The organism is Actinospineispora acaciae DSM 45401 (assembly GCF_000620785.1).
GTDB classification, from domain to species: Bacteria; Actinomycetota; Actinomycetes; order Mycobacteriales; family Pseudonocardiaceae; genus Pseudonocardia; species Pseudonocardia acaciae.
The window spans coordinates 255653-272577 of record NZ_JIAI01000008.1; the positions used below are offsets into that span (position 1 = coordinate 255653).

The 16925-nt window shown below is 70.4% G+C and carries 16 protein-coding genes; 6 read left to right on the forward strand and 10 right to left on the reverse strand.

Annotated features, from left to right (window positions below; all coding sequences use genetic code 11):
- Positions 1-27 precede the first annotated feature (27 nt).
- Complete coding sequence (locus N912_RS0131395) at positions 28-705, forward strand: hypothetical protein (protein WP_037067515.1); 678 nt, start codon at positions 28-30, stop codon at positions 703-705.
- Between the two features lie 8 nt (positions 706-713).
- Here the strand turns inward: N912_RS0131395 and N912_RS0131400 are convergent, their stop codons facing one another.
- The gene (locus N912_RS0131400; RefSeq protein ID WP_245645534.1) at positions 714-2342 is read right to left on the reverse strand and encodes an MFS transporter; all 1629 of its coding nucleotides are present in this window, start codon (positions 2340-2342) and stop codon (positions 714-716) included.
- Here N912_RS0131400 and N912_RS63930 point away from each other — a divergent pair.
- Entirely contained in the window at positions 2341-2853 is a 513-nt protein-coding gene (locus tag N912_RS63930) for a hypothetical protein (protein ID WP_156994168.1), read from the forward strand. The two genes, N912_RS0131400 and N912_RS63930, sit on opposite strands and share 2 nt — an antisense overlap.
- Positions 2854-2883: 30 nt before the next feature.
- Here N912_RS63930 and N912_RS0131410 read toward each other — a convergent pair whose 3' ends face one another.
- Positions 2884-4167 (reverse strand): Nramp family divalent metal transporter, encoded by a 1284-nt coding sequence (locus tag N912_RS0131410; RefSeq protein WP_425415332.1) that lies wholly within the window; start codon positions 4165-4167, stop codon positions 2884-2886.
- Positions 4168-4277: 110 nt separating this feature from the next.
- Between N912_RS0131410 and N912_RS55870 the strand changes: the two genes are divergently transcribed.
- Positions 4278-4991 (forward strand): metal-dependent transcriptional regulator, encoded by a 714-nt coding sequence (locus tag N912_RS55870; RefSeq protein ID WP_084211374.1) that lies wholly within the window; start codon positions 4278-4280, stop codon positions 4989-4991.
- A gap of 47 nt (positions 4992-5038) precedes the next feature.
- Positions 5039-5605 carry a VanZ family protein gene (locus N912_RS55875; RefSeq protein WP_037067518.1) on the forward strand — a complete coding sequence of 189 codons (567 nt, stop codon included), beginning with the start codon at positions 5039-5041 and terminating at the stop codon, positions 5603-5605.
- Positions 5606-5646: 41 nt separating this feature from the next.
- Here the strand turns inward: N912_RS55875 and N912_RS0131425 are convergent, their stop codons facing one another.
- Positions 5647-6951 carry a citrate synthase gene (locus tag N912_RS0131425; protein ID WP_037067521.1) on the reverse strand — a complete coding sequence of 435 codons (1305 nt, stop codon included), beginning with the start codon at positions 6949-6951 and terminating at the stop codon, positions 5647-5649.
- Between the two features lie 51 nt (positions 6952-7002).
- The gene (locus N912_RS55880) at positions 7003-7965 is read right to left on the reverse strand and encodes a carbohydrate kinase family protein (protein ID WP_051581064.1); all 963 of its coding nucleotides are present in this window, start codon (positions 7963-7965) and stop codon (positions 7003-7005) included.
- A 202-nt stretch (positions 7966-8167) separates the two neighbouring features.
- On the opposite strand from N912_RS55880, the gene N912_RS65965 reads away from it, so the two are divergent.
- Both N912_RS65965 and N912_RS62530 read left to right on the forward strand, forming a co-directional pair.
- Entirely contained in the window at positions 8168-8440 is a 273-nt protein-coding gene (locus N912_RS65965; protein WP_169747991.1) for a hypothetical protein, read from the forward strand.
- A gap of 62 nt (positions 8441-8502) precedes the next feature.
- Positions 8503-11073 (forward strand): pentapeptide repeat-containing protein, encoded by a 2571-nt coding sequence (locus N912_RS62530; RefSeq protein ID WP_169747992.1) that lies wholly within the window; start codon positions 8503-8505, stop codon positions 11071-11073.
- Between the two features lie 13 nt (positions 11074-11086).
- On the opposite strand, the gene N912_RS55890 is transcribed toward N912_RS62530, so the two are convergent.
- From N912_RS55890 to pdxH, 6 genes are all read right to left on the reverse strand, one after another.
- A complete protein-coding gene (locus N912_RS55890; protein ID WP_051581067.1) occupies positions 11087-12487 on the reverse strand; it encodes an APC family permease in 1401 nt (466 codons plus the stop codon).
- 70 nt (positions 12488-12557) lie between these two features.
- The gene (locus tag N912_RS0131455; protein WP_037067523.1) at positions 12558-13799 is read right to left on the reverse strand and encodes an MFS transporter; all 1242 of its coding nucleotides are present in this window, start codon (positions 13797-13799) and stop codon (positions 12558-12560) included.
- A gap of 116 nt (positions 13800-13915) precedes the next feature.
- Positions 13916-15145: an RNA polymerase sigma factor gene (locus N912_RS0131460; RefSeq protein WP_028925520.1), complete on the reverse strand. Its 1230-nt coding sequence runs from the start codon at positions 15143-15145 to the stop codon at positions 13916-13918.
- Positions 15142-15465 (reverse strand): YciI family protein, encoded by a 324-nt coding sequence (locus N912_RS0131465; RefSeq protein WP_028925521.1) that lies wholly within the window; start codon positions 15463-15465, stop codon positions 15142-15144. Before N912_RS0131465 ends, N912_RS0131460 begins: the two co-directional genes overlap by 4 nt.
- An 18-nt stretch (positions 15466-15483) precedes the next feature.
- Positions 15484-16098, reverse strand: coding sequence for a dihydrofolate reductase family protein (locus N912_RS0131470; RefSeq protein ID WP_028925522.1), 615 nt, complete (start codon positions 16096-16098; stop codon positions 15484-15486).
- Positions 16099-16189: 91 nt separating this feature from the next.
- Positions 16190-16825, reverse strand: a complete 636-nt coding sequence (pdxH, locus tag N912_RS0131475) for a pyridoxamine 5'-phosphate oxidase (protein ID WP_051581068.1) — start codon at positions 16823-16825, stop codon at positions 16190-16192.
- Between the last annotated feature and the right edge of the window lie 100 nt (positions 16826-16925).

The window sequence follows — 16925 nt, forward strand, 5'->3', positions numbered from 1 at the left end:
GCGCCCATCCGGCTAGCGTAGTTGGGCGTGTCGTCCGAGATCGAGAGTTTCACCGACGCCGAGTACCCGGCGGACCCCTACCCCGGCGCCGTGCCCAATCGCTCGTTCGTGCACCTCGACGCGGTCGGGCACGTCCTGCGCTCCGGGCCGGCCGGCTGGCTCGTCGGCCCGAACGGCCTGGACGAATGGCTGGTCGCCCGCGGCGCGGCGCCGCTGGCCGGGCGGCTGCCGGTGCTCGCGTACGGCTCCAACCGCTGCCCCTCGAAGATCAGTTGGCTGCGCGCGGAGCTGGGGCTGGCCGGCCCGGTGGTGGTGCTCGACGCGGTGACCGAGGGCGTCGCGGCGGTCTGGGCGGCCGGCCTGCGCGCCCGTGACGGCCAGCGCCCGGCGGTGCTGGCCGCCGCGCCGGGCGTGACCGAACGGCACTGTGTGTGGCTGGCCACCGAGGACCAGCTCGCCGTGCTGGACCGCTGCGAGGGACGCGGCGTCCGCTACCGGCTGGCCAGGCTGCGCACCGGCCGGGTGCGGACCTCCGACGGCGCGGTCGTGGACCGCCCGCTGTGCTACCTCGGCGCCGCCGAGATCCGCGCGCCCCTCCTGGTCGACGGCGCGCCCGTGCGCTGCGCCGACGTCGACCAGCTCGCCGCCCGCGCCCTCGGCGGCGTCCCGGCGCCCCACGACGGGCTGGACGCCGACGAGGTGTGACCTTCGTTCTAGGCCGGCGCCACGTGCGGGCTCATGACGTTGGCCTTCGCCCCCGGCAGCGGCCGCCGGGCGCTCTCTCGCAACATCAGCACCGAGGCGAACGAGATGACGGTTGCCACGGCGATGTAGACGCCGGGCAGCGTCACGCTTCCCATCTCCTCCACCAGCAGCGACATCATGAACGGCGCGGTGCCACCGAAGAGCGAGGTGGAGAAGTTGTAGCCGATCGAGAAGCCGCCGTACCGGACCTCGGTCTCGAACAGCGCCGGCAACGTCGCCGACATCGTGCCCAGCAACATCACCAGCAGCAGCCCGAGGATGACCAGCCCGCCGACCGTCGAGCCGACAGTGCCCTGGCCGAGCAGCAGGAACGCCGGGTACGAGAGCACGATGAAGCCAATGGCGGACGCGAGGATCAGTGGCTTCCGGCCGATCCGGTCGGAAAGCGAACCGACCGGGACGATGACGAACATGATGAGCAGCATCATCGCCAGGACGTACAGCAACGCCTCCGTCTCCGGCAGCTTCAGGGTCACCTGGAGATACGACGGCATGTAGAACAGCACGGCGTAGACCGCCACGTTGTAGAAAAGCACCAGGCCCATGCACTGGAGAACCGGGCGCCAGTGGTGGGTCAGCAGTTCCTTGAGCGGAGACTCGGCGATGTGCGCCTCCTGCTCGAGCTGCTGGAAAGCCGGAGTGTCCTCCAGCTTGGACCGTAGGTAGAGGCCCACCAGGCCGAGCGGCCCGGCGATCAGGAACGGAATCCGCCACCCCCAGGCGCTCATTGCCTCGGGCGGGAGCGCGAACTGCAGGGTGGTGACCATGCCGGCGGCGAGCACGAACCCGCCGGTCGTGCCGAACTCGAGGAAGCTGCAGTAGAAGCCGCGCTTGCGGTCCGGCGCATACTCGGCGATGAACGCGGCGGCGCCGCCGTACTCACCCCCGGTGGCGAAGCCCTGCACGAGCCTTGCCACGACCAGCAACGACGGCGCCAGCCACCCAACCATCTGGAAGGTCGGCAGGAACCCGATGACGAAGCTCGCCGCCGACATCACCACGATCGTCAGGGCAAGCACGCGCTTGCGACCGATGCGGTCACCGAGCGGGCCGAGAATCGTGCCGCCGAGCGGACGGACCAGGTACGCCACCATGAACAGCGCGAACGTGAGCGGCAGGTTCGACTTCGGGTCGCCACCCGGGAAGAACTGGGTGGCGATAATGACCGCCACGTAGCTGTAGATGCCGTAGTCGAACCACTCGACAAGGTTTCCCATCGCGGCGGCACCGACCGCCTTGCGGACCGTGGCCTCGTCGACCTGTGTCGACTGACCCGATGATGACGCCGTAGATTCGGAACTAGCCATGCCTCCCACCCCTCCCCCGCAGGTGGGAGGCACGCTAGGCGATCGATCGGACGCACGCAACCGCTGGCGGCCCTGCCTGATAACGCGCCGGGCGCCTCGGCGTCCGACGCGGGCCCGACCGCGCACCGTCGGCAGGGCCGGGCGATCACCGCGGCCAGGGCCGAATGCCGCCGCACGACCGTAATCAATGCTAACAACAATAGCGTCGTTCCCATTTGCCGCATTGGCATCATCCACAACGGAACCGCCGAAAGTACGTAACCTTCCCATGGCGAGCTCGTTCCAGCGGGTGGCAATTCTGATTCCAACCGACGCGTTCGTTATACGAACTTACAGGAATGATAAGGAAACGTTCATAATGACACACCGAAGCCATCGGGTGGGCGGTCTGTTGGCGCTCGCCGTGCTTACCACGGCGCTGTGCGTTTATGCGACTCCCGGGAAGGCGTACGCGGATGAGTGTGCGCTTGACACAGGGTTGCTGTGTGGCGCGCTGAAGAACTCGAGCAACAGGCCGGTCCGAGTCTCCGACAGCTTCTGCGAGGACGGGTACAAGGGTTGCGGGCCCATGACGAACGTTCCGCCGGGCCAGAAGTCTCCTTACGCGGACACAGACGGCTTCTACATCGAACCAGGCTGTCGATACTCCTACACCACCTCGCCCAATGTCGCCGAGAGAACACCGGGGGTTCGCGTCCCGGGAACGACAACGTCCAAGGGATCCGGCTGGAAGAAGATCGACAACAACCAGACGATCGACATCGTGAGCTATGAGTGCTAGCTGACCTCGTGTGCCGGCGCCGGCGGCCGCTCAGCCGCCGACGCCGGCGAACAGGTCCCAGAGCAGGTAGACGTTCAGGGTGATGATCACGGCGGCGATGAGGGTGGCGGCGGCCGTGGTGATCGGGCGGTTGACCAGCGCGCCCATCACGTCCCGGCGCCGCGTCAGCAGCACCATCGGTACCAGCGCGAACGGGATGCCGAACGACAGCACGACCTGGGAGACGACCAGGCTGTCGGTGGTCGGCAGGCCCAGCCCGAGCACGATCAGCGCGGGCAGCATGGTCAGGCCGCGACGCAGGAACAGCGGGATGCGACGGCGGATGAAGCCCTGCATGACGACCTGGCCGGCGTACGTCCCTACCGACGAGGACGACAGCCCGGAGGCGAGCAGCGCCATCGCGAACGCCAGCGCCGCGGCGCCGCCGACCAGCTGGCCGAGCCCGGCGTGCGCGGCCTCGATGGAGTCCACGTCGGCGTGCGGCGTGCCGGAGAACAGCGAGGCCGCGATGAACAGCATCGACAGGTTGATCACGCCGGCCGCGCCGAGGCCCACGAACACGTCCAGCCGGGCGAAGCGCAGCATCTCCCGCCGCTCGTCGTCGTCGCGGACGTGGACCCGGTTCTTGGTCAACGCCGAGTGCAGGTACACCACGTGCGGCATCACGGTGGCGCCGATGATCCCGGCGGCCAGCAGCACGCTGTCCGAGCCGGCGAACCCCGGCACCAGCCCGGCCGCGGCCTCCCGCGCGGACGCGCCGACCACCAGCAGGTCGTACGCGAACCCGAGGAACACGATGCCCAGCAGCCCGGTGATGGCCAGCTCGAAGCGCCGGTAGCCGCGCTGCTCCAGGGCCAGGATGGCGAACGCGACCACGGCGGTCATCAGTCCGGCGGTGAACAACGGCACGCCGAACAGCAGGTTAAGCCCGACCGCCGCGCCGACGAACTCGGCGAGGTCGGTGGCCATCGCGATCAGCTCGGCCTGCACCCACAGCCCACGGGAGACCGGTCGCGGCAGGTGCTCGCGGCACAGCTCGGGCAGGTCGCGCCCGGTGGCCACCCCGGTCTTGGCGGACAGGTACTGCACCAGCATGGCCATCAGGTTGGCCGCCACGATCACCCAGACCAGGGTGTAGCCGTAGTGCGCGCCGGCGGTGAAGTTGGTGGCGAAGTTGCCGGGGTCGATGTAGGCGACGGCGGCCACGAACGCGGGCCCGAGCAGCGCCACGACGCCACGGACCCTGCCCCGGCCGCGCAGCTCGTGCAGCAGCGGGCGCGCATCGGCGGCAGCGGCCGCCCGGGTGTCGTCCACCTGCCGTGTACCTCCTCGGCTCCGGCCGACGCGGTGCGATCATTGACCAGTACGGTTCGCGAAAGCGCCCGGACCTCGGCGTCACTTAGACAGCATGTTAGGCGTATCTAATGTCCCAGGGTAGAGCTACCAAACGCCGCGACCACAGGTCGCCGAGCTGTTGTCAGCTCACTCACACCGACGCGGTCGAGGACACCCTGCGGACGATCTTCGTGCTGTCCGGGCGGGGCGAGCCGGCGAGTACCTCCGCCGTGGCCGAAGAACTGCAGGTCACCGCGCCGACGGTGTCCACCATGCTGAAGCGGCTGGTCGAGCACGGGCTGGTGGAACGCACCGGCGACCACGGCGTGCTCCTCACCGAGCACGGGCGCGAGCATGCCCAGCGGGTGGTCAGGGCGCACCGGCTGCTGGAGACGTTCCTGGTCCGCCAGCTCGGCATGTCCTGGGACGAGGTGCACGACGAGGCGGACCTGCTCGAACACGCGCTGTCCGACCGGCTGATGTCACGGCTGGACAACCTGCTCGAACACCCCACCTCCGACCCGCACGGCGACCCGATCCCGCCCAGCAGGGGCGGGCACGAGGAGCGCTGGGGGCAGCGGCTGGACAGCGCCGGCCAGGGCGCGCGGTTCCAGGTCGAGCGGGTCTACGACCGGGACAGCGACGCGCTGCGCTACCTGGCCGAGCTGGGGGTACGGCCCGGCGTGACGATCACCGTGCTGGAGCGCGCGCCGTTCGGCGGGCCGTTGTGGATCGAGCTGGACGAGCACCGCATCGCCCTCGGAGACCCGCTCACCCGCCTGGTCCACGGCCGCACCTTGTGAGCACACTCACTCAAGGCCCCGGCCGGTACCCAGCAAACTAGGTAGTGATGTACGAGCTCGTGGAAGCCGCCCGCCTGCGCGGAACCATCCCGATCACCAAGTGGACGGCCGTATTCACCGTGCTCGGGATCGGCGTGTGCCTGCTGAGCTGGCGGTGGCTGGCCCGGCGCACCGGCTGGCGGCGGTGGCCCACCCTGGGCGCGCTGCTGTCGCTGGCCGCCGCGCTCGCCCTGACCGTCTCGCCCCGGGGCGGCCGCTCGCGCAACCGCCGCACGCTCGCCGAATGCCTGCCGGCCGACTGGGCCGACCTCGGGCGCTCCGCCGGCAAGGTCGGCGACAGCGTGGAGAGCCTGCTGAACGTCGGCCTGCTGGTCCCGCTCGGTTTCACGCTGGTGCTGGCCTGTCGCCGGGTGGCGTGGCCGGCCGCGCTGATGCTGCTGCTCCCGGCCGCGATCGAGCTGGCCCAGACGTCGATCAACGGCCGCCAGTGCACGCCCGCCGACTGGATGGCCAACGCGCTCGGCGGCCTGGTCGGCGTCGGCGCCGGCCTGCTCGTCCACCGCTGGTGGCAGGCCCGCGAACGGACCCCGCTACCGGCCGCCGCGAACCCGTGAATGGCGAGTGCGGGTTGTCACCGCACTCGCCACCCACGTGACTAGCGCTGGGTGACCGGAACGTACGGGCGCTCGCCGTGCCCGGTGTAGAGCTGGCGCGGGCGGCCGATCTTGGTCTGCGGGTCGGTCATCATCTCCCGCCAGTGCGCGATCCAGCCCGGCACCCGCCCGAGCGCGAACAGCACGGTGAAGAACCTGGTCGGGAAGCCCATCGCCCGGTAGATCAGGCCCGTGTAGAAGTCCACGTTCGGGTAGAGCTTGCGCTCGATGAAGTACTCGTCGGCCAGCGCCCGCTCCTCCAGCGCCTTCGCGATGTCCAGCAGCGGGTCCGACACGCCGAGCTTCTTGAGCACCTCGTCCGCGCTCTGCTTGACGATCTTCGCGCGCGGGTCGTAGTTCTTGTACACCCGGTGGCCGAAGCCCATCAGCCGGGCGCCGTGCTCGCGCTTCTTGACCCGCTCGATGAACGTGTCGATGTCGCCGTTCTCCACCGTGCGGATGCGCTCGAGCATCTCCAGCACGGCCTGGTTGGCCCCGCCGTGCAGCGGCCCGAACAGCGCGTTGATGCCCGCCGAGACGGACGCGAACAGGTTGGCCTGCGACGATCCCACCATCCGGACGGTGGACGTCGAACAGTTCTGCTCGTGGTCGGCGTGCAGGATGAACAGCACGTCCAGCGCCCTGGCCAGCTCGGGGTCGACCTCGTAGGGCTCGGCGGGGAAACCGAAGGTCAGGCGCAGGAAGTTCTCCACCGCGCCCAGCGAGTTGTCCGGGTAGAGGAACGGCTGGCCCATCGACTTCTTGTAGGCGTACGCGGCGATGGTGGGCACCTTGGCCAGCAGCCGCACGGTGGACAGCTCCACGGCGTCGGCGTCGAACGGGTCCAGGCTGTCCTGGTAGAACGTGGACAGGGCGGAGACCGCGCTGGACAGCACCGGCATGGGGTGCGCGTCGCGCGGGAAGCCGTCGAAGAACCGCTTGAGGTCCTCGTGCAGCAGGGTGTGGCGGCTGATCTTTCTTTTGAACGAGTCGAGCTCGGCCTGAGTGGGCAGCTCACCGTAAATGAGAAGGTAGCTGGTCTCGGCGAAAGTGGAGTGCTCGGCGAGCTGTTCAATGGGGTAACCGCGGTAACGCAGGATACCCGCGTCCCCATCGATGTACGTGATCTGTGACGCACAGGCGGCGGTGTTGCCGTAGCCGTTGTCCAGGGTCACCAGCCCGGTGGTACTCAGCAGTTTGCCCAGCTCGACGGCCGGAGAGCCCTCTGTCGCTCCGGCGATCGACATCTCGTACTCGCCACCCGGGTACGTCAGGACAGCGGTGTCGGGGGCATCGGAAGAACTCATGTGGAGGTTCCCTCTCACACTCGGATGACGCTTTAGGGTTCAAGGCCCAAACTAGTGCCTGTTGGCCCCATTCGGCTTGGTGAGAGGAACCGCACGAACGCCCGGTCTCAGCTCGGCGGAGGTCGGTGGCTCGGCCCCCGGGCGGGCGCAGGTACGGGCGGCGGCCTCGGCGGCGAACTCCAGCACGTCGCGCCAGGCCTGGGAGTCCAGGTCAGCGAGCCTGCCCCGGTCCAGCGCCCGGTGCGCGTGCAGCCTGGCCAGCAACGCGGCGTGCGCGCTGTCACCCGCGCCGATTGTGTCCACCACCACTGTGGAGATACCGGGCACGTTGATCGTCCCGGCCGGTGTCACGGCGGTCAGCCCCTCGGCGCCCCGGGTGATCACCACCGCGCCGACCCCGGCCCGCAGCCACTCCTCCGGGCGGCGCATGTCCAGCCAGGCGGCGTCCTCGTCGGACAGCTTGAGCAGCCCGACCGACGGCAGCCACGAGCGGAACCGCGCCCGGTAGGCGTCCGGGTCGGCGATCAGGTCGCGCCGGATGTTCGGGTCAAGGCTGACCAACCGCCCGGCCTCGGCCTCGCGGCGCAGCACCGCCTCGTACGCGCTGGCCCCCGGTTCGAGCACCAGCGACAACGTGCCCAGCGCCACCGCCTCGGTGCCCGCCGGCAGCGGCCCGGGGTCGGTCACCAGCCGGTCGGCGGTGCCGTCGGTGTAGAACCCGTACCGCGCCGCCCCGGACGGATCCAGCCCGACCACCGCCAGGGTGGACGGCTCCGGCCCGCGCTGCAGCAGGTCCGTGCTCACCCCGGCCAGCCGCAGCCGCTCCACCATCGCCTCGCCGAACGGGTCGGTCGACACCCGCGACAGGAACGCCGCCGGCACGCCCAACCGCCCGAGCGCCACCGCCACGTTGTACGGCCCGCCGCCCCAGCGCGGCAGCAACGGCCCGCCGGCGTCGCGGGTCCCCGGGGCCGGCACCAGGTCAACCAGCGCCTCCCCACCCACGACGATCACGAATGTCCGTCCGATGCGGACCTTGTTGAGCAGTCGACTAGATCCAGTCTCACCACGACCGGCAGTCTGGCAAGCTGTCCGGCACCGTGTCGACCACCGGCAGCGCAATCGCCCGTCCGCGCCGGCGCTGATCGGCCGGTATCGCGTGGGGGGTTCGATGAACCACTGGATAGCCGCGCTCTGGGGAGCCGGCGGTGGGCTGATGATCGAGGCTGTCCAGTTCCACGGGGCCATCAAGCGCTGCAAGGACTTCCCATGGCGGGTCAAGGGCGAGCCGGCCGCGTTTCCGCTGCTCGTCTCGGTACTGATCCGCATCGGTCTCGGTTTCGGACTAGCGTTGGCGGCGTCGTACTCCAACCAGGTCAGCGGTCCGCTGGGCGCGATCGCGTTGGGCGTCGCCGCGCCGCTGGTGATCGAGCAGATGGCCAGGCGATCCCCACCGGACTCGAACGAAACGGCGGGCTCGAAGAAGTGAACGGGCGTAGCTTCGGCTCTCAGCTGTGGGCGGCGCTGACCCGGCCATACCCGCCGAAGCCCGTGAAGAGCGACGCCAGCTTCACCCAACAGCTCCTGGCGGCGCTGGCGCGAAACAGCCCGGCGTTCAACGGTTCTTCGGCAGCCTCACCGGGGCCGGATGATCCCGACACACCGCGCCGTGTCCCGGACCTGACCCGGGACGACTTCACCGGCGCCAACCTCTCCGACGCCGACCTGGATCGCACCAACTTCGCGGGCAGGCGCCTCGTCAACGCCAACCTCGCCGGTGCGTCGCTGCGTGGCGCCACCTTCGCGGGCGCCGACCTCACCGGCGCCCGGCTCCACGATGCCGACCTGGCACGCGCGAACTTCAGCCGAGCCAATCTCGCTCGTGCCGATCTCGCTCGTGCCCATCTGGCGAGGGCCAGCCTCACGCGCGCCAACCTGATGGGCGCCGATCTCACCTGGACGAGTCTCGCCGACGCGGTGCTGGACGGGGTCAGGTGGAACACCGAGACAAAGTGGCCGAACGACCGCGCCGCCGAGATCAGACGGCGGTCCGAGATGCGCCCGGATGGAACGTTTCGCATCCGAACACGAACCGCCTCGGCGTCCGGCCCTGAGCTGCGTCCGCCCAGGCCGAGACGATCTGCGCAGCCCGTGCCAACGGCAGGACGGAACGGCCCGACGGCGGAGTTGGACCGACTGGTTCGTGCCTTCGCGACCCGTCACCGACCCGAGGGCGATCCCAATGACCTGCCGATCGTCGTCTTGTGGGGGTCTCGCGGCTCGGGGAACTCCGAGCTGCTCCGGCACCTGCGAACCGTCGACGACTGGCCAGGACCACGTGCCTTCCTCGATGGCGAGCGACTCCCGGCCAGGCTCCGGCCGCATCAGGTGGCGAGCCGGCTCGCATTCCAACTGGCGTATAAGGCCGAAGGATTCGGTCGGGCCCGCTTTCCGCGCTTCTTCCTCGGCATGGCGGCGGTTCGAGAGCCACTCGACCTCGACTCGGGCGCCGCTGCTCGAGACGTCCGCCGGGACTTGTTCAACCAGAGGCTGCGGAACCGGAGCGAGGGCCGACACTGGTTGCGGGAGTCGGCGGCGGCGATCGCCGACGTCGCCGACCTGGACGCCCCAGTGACGGGCGCCGTCGGTCTGGCCGTGGATGGCCTGATGGAAATCACCCGTACGCAGCGATTGCTGCGGGGTACCGCCATGACGTGGTACCGAGACATCCTTGACCTGCACTTCCAGGATCCGGCCGATGGCCTGGTGGAACTGTCGATTCAGGAGTTTCTGGGCAACCGCGATTCGGTCGACGAGGTGCTGTGTCGGGCCTTCGTCGCGGACCTGCGGCACGAGTTCGAAGCCACGCTGGGCTGGAATGCGCGTCGGACCAACGCGGTCGTGCTGCTGGACAACGTCGGTACGCCGTCGCTCAGCCGCTTCCTCGGCACGCTTTCCGGGTTGGAGGACAACTCGGGACCGCTCCTGGTGGTGGCCGCGTCGCATCAGCGGTTCCCGCCGGCCGCGGCCGAGCACCCGACGAGCTGGCGGCCGGACGCACTCGGCGAGGCGTCAATCAGCCGCTGGTCAGCGCAGCGAGCCGCCCGGGGCGGAAGCCGCTACTACCCGGTACGGGTGGACCCGATCGAGGAGGTGGCGCCGACCGCCGAGCCCGACCGCCCGGAGGTGCGGGCTATCGCCGACCGGCTCGGCCTGGACCCGGGCCTGTTCCCGACGGTGGCCTTCGCGCACCGGCTCACCGCCGGTCATCCGACCGGCCTGAGCATGGTTCTCGACGCGCTGCGCGGCCCCGACGGGACGCTGAGCCCCGACCTCGACCCGCGCGCCACCCTGGGCCTGTCAGGTCCGGACGGGCAGGGCCTCGACGACCGCGTTCTCGGCTTGGTGCTCGGCCCTCGGGCGGACACGATGCTCCGTGGCGTGGTGCTGATGGCGCTGGCCCTCGACCTGTCCGACGCCAGGTTCGCCCAGATCCTCGCGGGCGCGAGCCCATCGAGCGGGTCACTGCTCAGCCGATATCGGGAGCGCGACCTGTGGGTCACGCACCGGTTCGACGACGGGGTGCCGCGGCCGCCGAGGATGCACCCGTTCGCGCGCCGGGCCATCGCCCACCGGCTGGCTCGCCCCGGCGGCCTCGCCGGGGCCGGTTTGGATTGGACTCGCGCGCACGAGCTGCTGCGCAACGCCGCCGCCGTCAGCGACGACGTCACCGCGACCCTGTACCACGACCTGGCGCTGGGCCGAGTGCGCGAGGTAGCAACCCGACTCACCGCGCTGTTCGACCCGGCCGACCCCAAGCGCTGGTACGAGCTGCTGCTTCAGGTGACCGCGGCGCCGTTGGCCCGCCCTGACCAAGGGACCACCACACGTGACCGGCTCAGCGTGCCCGGAGACACCGATCTCATGGTGCCCACTCGCCTGATCTCCGCGCTCCAGCGGCACACCGACCCGCTCGGCGACCCACACCACGACACCTGCGACATCATCGCCTACGAGCTGGGCGAGTTGGCTCGGAAGGCGACCGCCGGAGCGCCCTTCCTCATCGAGCAGAGCATGAAGTTCCAGCAGTGCTGGAACCGCTGGCACCCGAGCCGGTACTGACCGGGATGGTGCCTCAGTCCCGGCGCTCGTCGGACTCGATGGGGTGCGGGTGGTCGCGGCTGTCGTCCAGGTGCGAGGGGTCGAAGCTGACCCGGCCCACGGCGAGGTAGTTGACCAGCCAGAACAGCACGCCGACCGCGAGCAGCGCGCCGGCCACCAGGAACTGGACCAGCGGCCGGCCGGACAGCGGCGTCGCCAGGAAGCCGCAGAACACGATGCCGAGGATCGGAGCCCAGGTCGGGGCCTTGAAGTGCTCGTGGGCCACCTTGTCCTTGCGCAGCACCAGCACCGCGATGTTGACGATGGTGAACACCGCGAGCAGCAGCAGCGCGGTGGTGCCGCCGAGCACGCTCAGGTCCACGCTGACCACCAGCACGTAGGCGATCGCGCTGGTGAACAGGATGGAGACCCACGGCGTGCGCCGGGTCGGGTGCACGGTGCCGAACACGCTGGGCAGCACCCGCTCGTTGGCCATGCCGTAGAGCAGCCGGCTGGCCATCAGCATGTTGATCAGGGCGGAGTTGATCACGGCGATCAGCCCGATCGCGCCGAACAGCTGCAGCGGGAACCCGGGCGCGCCGACCTGCAGCACCCGCAGCAGCGCGCCGCTCTTGGCCCCGGCCAGCTCGGCGGTGGGCAGCACCATCGAGGACACGACCGCGACCAGCACGTAGATGGACCCCGCCACCCCCATGCCGATCAGCATCGCCTTCGGGAAGATCTTGACCGGGTCCTTGGTCTCCTCGGCCATGTTCACCGAGTCCTCGAAGCCGACCATGGCGAAGAACGCCAGCGAGGTGGCGGCGGTGATGGCCAGCAGGAATGAGTTCTCCGAGGTGTCCACGTGCACCAGCCGGCTGGCGTCGCCCTTGCCCTGGGAGATGGCGTAGAAGCCGGCGATGACGATGATCGCCAGGCCGCTGACCTCGACGCAGGTGAGCAGCACGTTCGCCTTCACCGACTCGCCGACGCCCCGGAAGTTGATGGCCGCGAGCCCGACCACGAACACGAACGCCACCAGCCACAGCGGCAGGGTGAGGAACTGCTTGAGGTAGGTGTCGCCGAACGCCTTGGCCGCCGAGGCCGCCGAGGTCACCCCCGAGCTCATCACCGTGAACGTGACCATGAAGGTCAGGAACTGCACCCCGAACGCCCGGTGCGTGAACAGCGCCGCGCCGCCCGCGCCCGGGTACTTCCCGACCAGCTCCAGGTAGCTGAACGCGGTGAGGAACGCCACCACGAACGCGACCAGGAACGGTATCCACAGCGCGCCCCCGATCACGGCGGCCACGTCGCCGGTCAGCGCGTAGATGCCGGTACCCAGGATGTCGCCGACCACGAAGAACAGCAGCAGCTTGGGGCCGATGGCCCGCTTCAGCTCCGGCTGCGCGGGGACAGTCGCTTGCTCCGCCATCCGCAGAGTGTGGCAAGGGTCACTCTTGGTGTCGAGGGGGCTTGAGCTGAACTTGAGGTTCGCCGGGCGCTCACGGCGCGCGGTAGCGCCAGAACGCCGGGAACAACGCCACCACCAGCAGGGTGAACACCACCACGCCGACGCCGCCCCAGGCCGACGCCGGACCGGTGCCGATGCCGCTGGCGGCCGGGCCGTGCCAGATGTCGGCCACCCGGGGTCCGCCGGCCACCACGACGACGAACACGCCCTGCATCCGCCCGCGCATCTCGTCGGTGGCCACAACCTGCAGCATCGTCGACCGGTACACCGCGCTGACCAGGTCCGCCGCGCCGGCCACCGCGAGGCAGAGCACCGCCAGCCACAGTGCGGAGGACAGCCCGAACGCGATCACCCCGAGCCCCCAGACGCAGACCGCCACGGTGACCGCCACGCCTTGGCGCCGGGTCCGGTGCAGCCAGCCGGAGAACACCCCGCCGGCCACCGACCCGATCGCGATGGAGGCGAACAGCAGCCCGAGCGCGATGCCGCCGCCGGGCGGGTCGTGGAAGGTCCGCTCGGCCATCTCAGGGAACACCGCGCGCGGCATGCCGAACGCCATCGCGATGACGTCCACCAGGAACGACACCAGCAGCACCTTCTGGGTGGCCACGTACCGGAACCCGGCCATGACGTCGCGCAGCCCGGCGGTGCGCCGCGAGCCGTCGCCGTTGTCCTGGGGCGGGATCGGCGGCAGCTTCCAGGCCGCCCACAGCGTGGCCAGCAGCGCGATGGCGTCGATCAGGTACAGCGTGGGCAGGCCGAACAGCGGCAGCAGCGCGCCGGCCATGGTCGGCCCGACGATGGCGCCGAAGTGGAACACCGTCATGCCCAGCGCGTTCGCGGCGGCCAGCTCCTGTGGCGGCAGGATCCGGGGCAGCACCGCGCTGCGGGTCGGCTGGTTGATGGCGAGCAGGCCCTGCTGCACGGCGAACACCACCAGCACCAGCCACACCGACCGCATCCCGGTCGCCGCCACGATCCAGAGCACCACCGAGGTCAGCGAGATGCCCGCGCCGGTGATCAGCAACAGCAGCCGGCGATCCATGGCGTCCGCGATCGCACCGCCCCACAGCCCGAACACCACCAGCGGCACCAGCCCGAACAGCCCGGTGAGCCCGACATAGGCGGACGACCCGGTGAGGTCGTAGATCTGCTTGGGCACCGCGACGGCGGTGAGCTGGGCGCCGATCAGCGTGACCACCCCGGCCAGCCACAGCCGGCGGAACTCCAGGGTCCGCAGCGGCGTGGTGTCCGCGAACGCGCCGCGCAGCATGCCGGCCAGGTTGCGAACGCCGACCCTCCGACCGGCGCCGGCCTGCCGGGCGGGGGTCGTGGGACTTGGAGGCTCCTCCGGCTCTGACGTCACGGACAACTAGTTAACACGCCAAACTACCCATCTCCCAAAGCCGCACGGCGGCGCGACAGGTAGGCGGTCTCGGCGGTGTTGCCGGCCAGCTCGATGGCCCTGTCGTAGGCCGCGCGGGACTCCCGACCGACGCCCAGCCGGCGCAGCAGCTCGGCGCGGGTGGCGTGGTAGGCGTGGTAACCGGCCAGGTTGTCCCCGAGAGTGTCGACGGCGGCCAGCCCCACCTCCGGGCCGTCGCGCTCGGCGACCGCGATGGCCCGGTTGAGCGCGATGATCGGCGAGGGGTCGAGGCGGACGAGCTGGTCGTAGAGGGCGACGACCTGCGACCAGTCGGTGTCGCGCACGTCGCGGGCCGAGGTGTGCACGGCGTTGATCGCGGCCAGGATCTGGTAGCGGCCGGGAGCCTCCCCGGAGGCCAGCCGCTCGTGCATCAGTTGGTGGCCCTCGGCAATCAGGCCCGCGTCCCAGGCCGAACGGTCCTGCTCGCCGAGGGGGACCAGCTCGCCGGCGGCCGAGACCCGGGCGGTGCGGCGGGCCTCGGTGAGCAGCATCAGCGCGAGCAGGCCGGCCACCTCGCCGTCGGTCGGCATGAGGGCTCGGACCAGGCGGGTCAGGCGGATCGCCTCGGCAGTCAGGTCGTGGCGTACCGGATCGGTGTCCGGGCCGGTCGCCAGGTAGCCCTCGTTGAAGACCAGGTAGAGGACGGCGAGCACGCCGCGCACGCGTGCCGGGAGATCCTCCGGGGCCGGCACCCGATACGGGATGCGAGCCGCCTTGATCTTGGACTTCGCGCGGGTGATCCGCTGCCCCATGGCGGCCTCGGTCACCAGGAAGGCACGGGCGATCTCGGGCATGGTCAGGCCGCCCACCATGCGCAGCGTCAGCGCCACCCTGGTCTGCATCGCGAGCGCCGGGTGACAGCAGGTGAAGATCAGCCGAAGCCGCTCGTCATCAAGGGCGCCGAGGGGCTCGGGCGGGTCGTCGTCGTGGACCATCCGGGCCTCCCTCTGCTTGTCGTCGCGCTTGTTCTCGCGCCGGATCCGGTCGATGGCCTTGCGGGTGGCGGTGGTGGTCAGCCAGGCGCCGGGGTTCGGGGGTACGCCGTCGGCCGGCCACCGCTCGACGGCCGTCGCGAACGCCTCGGCCGCCGCCTCCTCGGCGATGTCGAGGTCACCGAAGCGCCTGGTCAGGGCGGCGACCACCCGGGCCCACTGCTCGCGGTGGGCCCGGGTGACCGCCTCGGCCGCGCTCACAGGAACGGCCGCACCTCGACCTTCCGGTTGCAGTGCTTCGACCCCTCCGAGGCCAGCTGCAGCGCCACGTCGAGGTCGGGCGCATCGATGATCCAGAAGCCGGCCATGTGCTCCTTGGACTCCAGGAACGGCCCGTCGGTGAACAGCGCCTCGCCGCCCCGGTTGTCGATCACGGTGGCGGTGCTGGGCGAGGCGAGGCCGCCGGCGAACACCCAGTGGCCCTCGGCCCGCAGGCGCTCGTTGAACGCCTCGATGGCGGCCATCTCGTCCGCCGTGGCCGAGCCGGTCCTGTCGTCGATCACGGAAACCAGGTACTGCATCTGGTGATCATCCCTTGTCTAGCTCGCGTACCGAGGGCGCCCACTCGGCCGGTAGACCTGGATCGTCACGCCGCTCGACAGTGCCCGTGAGTCGACGAGTGAGAGTGCCGCGTCCGGGCCGCTGGCGGGAAACAACCGCGTGCCCTGGCCGACGACCACGGGATAGGTGAGCAGGATCATCTCGTCGACGAGCCGGTTGTCGAACAGCCAGCGGACCAGGGCACCGCTGCCGTGCACCTGCAGCTCGCCCGCCGGCTTGGCCTTCAGCTCGCGGACGGCGGCCGCGACGTCACCGGACAGGGCCGTCGTGTCCGCCCACCCCGGGTCGGTGAGGGTGGTCGATGCCACGTACTTGGGCCGCGTGTTCAGCGCCACCGAGATCGGGTTGTCGCCCTGGTCCGTTCCCCAGGAGCCGGTTCCCCAGGAGCCGGCGAAGATCTCGTAGGTCCGCCGGCCGAACAGGAACGCGTCGGCGCGCTGGAAAACCTGGCCGAGGAACGTCTCGCCGTCCTCGTCGAACAGCGGCAAGGCCCATCCGCCGCGCTCGAACCCTCCCTCGCGGTCCTCGTCACGCCCGCCGAGTCCCTGCATCACGCCGTCCACAGAGACGTGCGTGACGGTCGTCAACTTCATGGTCGTAGCTCCCTTGCGGTGGTGTGGAACGCGCCCTCGTGGGCGCCCCTCACCCCTGCTACGAACGGCTCAGCCCCGATCCGACACTTTCCTACGGCGCGAGGCGGCGGATCGTCCAGCGCTGGTCGGGGTTGCGGTCGAACACCAACCTGTCGTGCAGCCGGTCCTGGCGGCCCTGCCAGAACTCCACCCGATCCGGGCGCAGCCGCCAGCCGCCCCAGTGCGGCGGGACCGGGACCTGGTCGGTGTCGGCGAAGCGGCGGCGGGTCGCCTCCAGCGAGTGGTCCAGCGACTGCCGGCTGGACAGCACCGCGGACTGCGGTGAGGCCCACGCGCCGAGCTGCGAGCCTCGGGGGCGGGTGGCCCAGTACGCGGCGGTCTCGGCGCGGCTGACCTCCTCCACGGTGCCGCGCGCGTTGACCTGGCGGTGCATCGCGTACCACGGGAAGGTCACCGAGGCCTGGCGGCTGGAGCGCAGGTCGCGGCTCTTCGCCGAGGTGTAGTTGGTGAAGAAGACGATGCCGCGCGCGTCGATGCCCTTGCACAGCACGCTGCGGGTGGACGGTACCCCGTCCGGGTCGACCGTGGCCAGCACCATCCCGTTCGGTTCGGGCAGACCGGCCTCGGCGGCCTCGGCCAGCCAGTTCACCAGTTGCGTGTCCCAGCCCTCGGCCAGGTCCACCACGTCGAGGGTGGCCCCCACCCGTTCCGCTCGGTCCACCGACATGCGCCCTCCGCCCTTTACCCGGACCTTTGACCGTAGGCCGCGCGGCGGTCGCGGCGCCAGAGCCCGATGTGTCTCATCCGTGCGTGTGGTACGGCTGTGA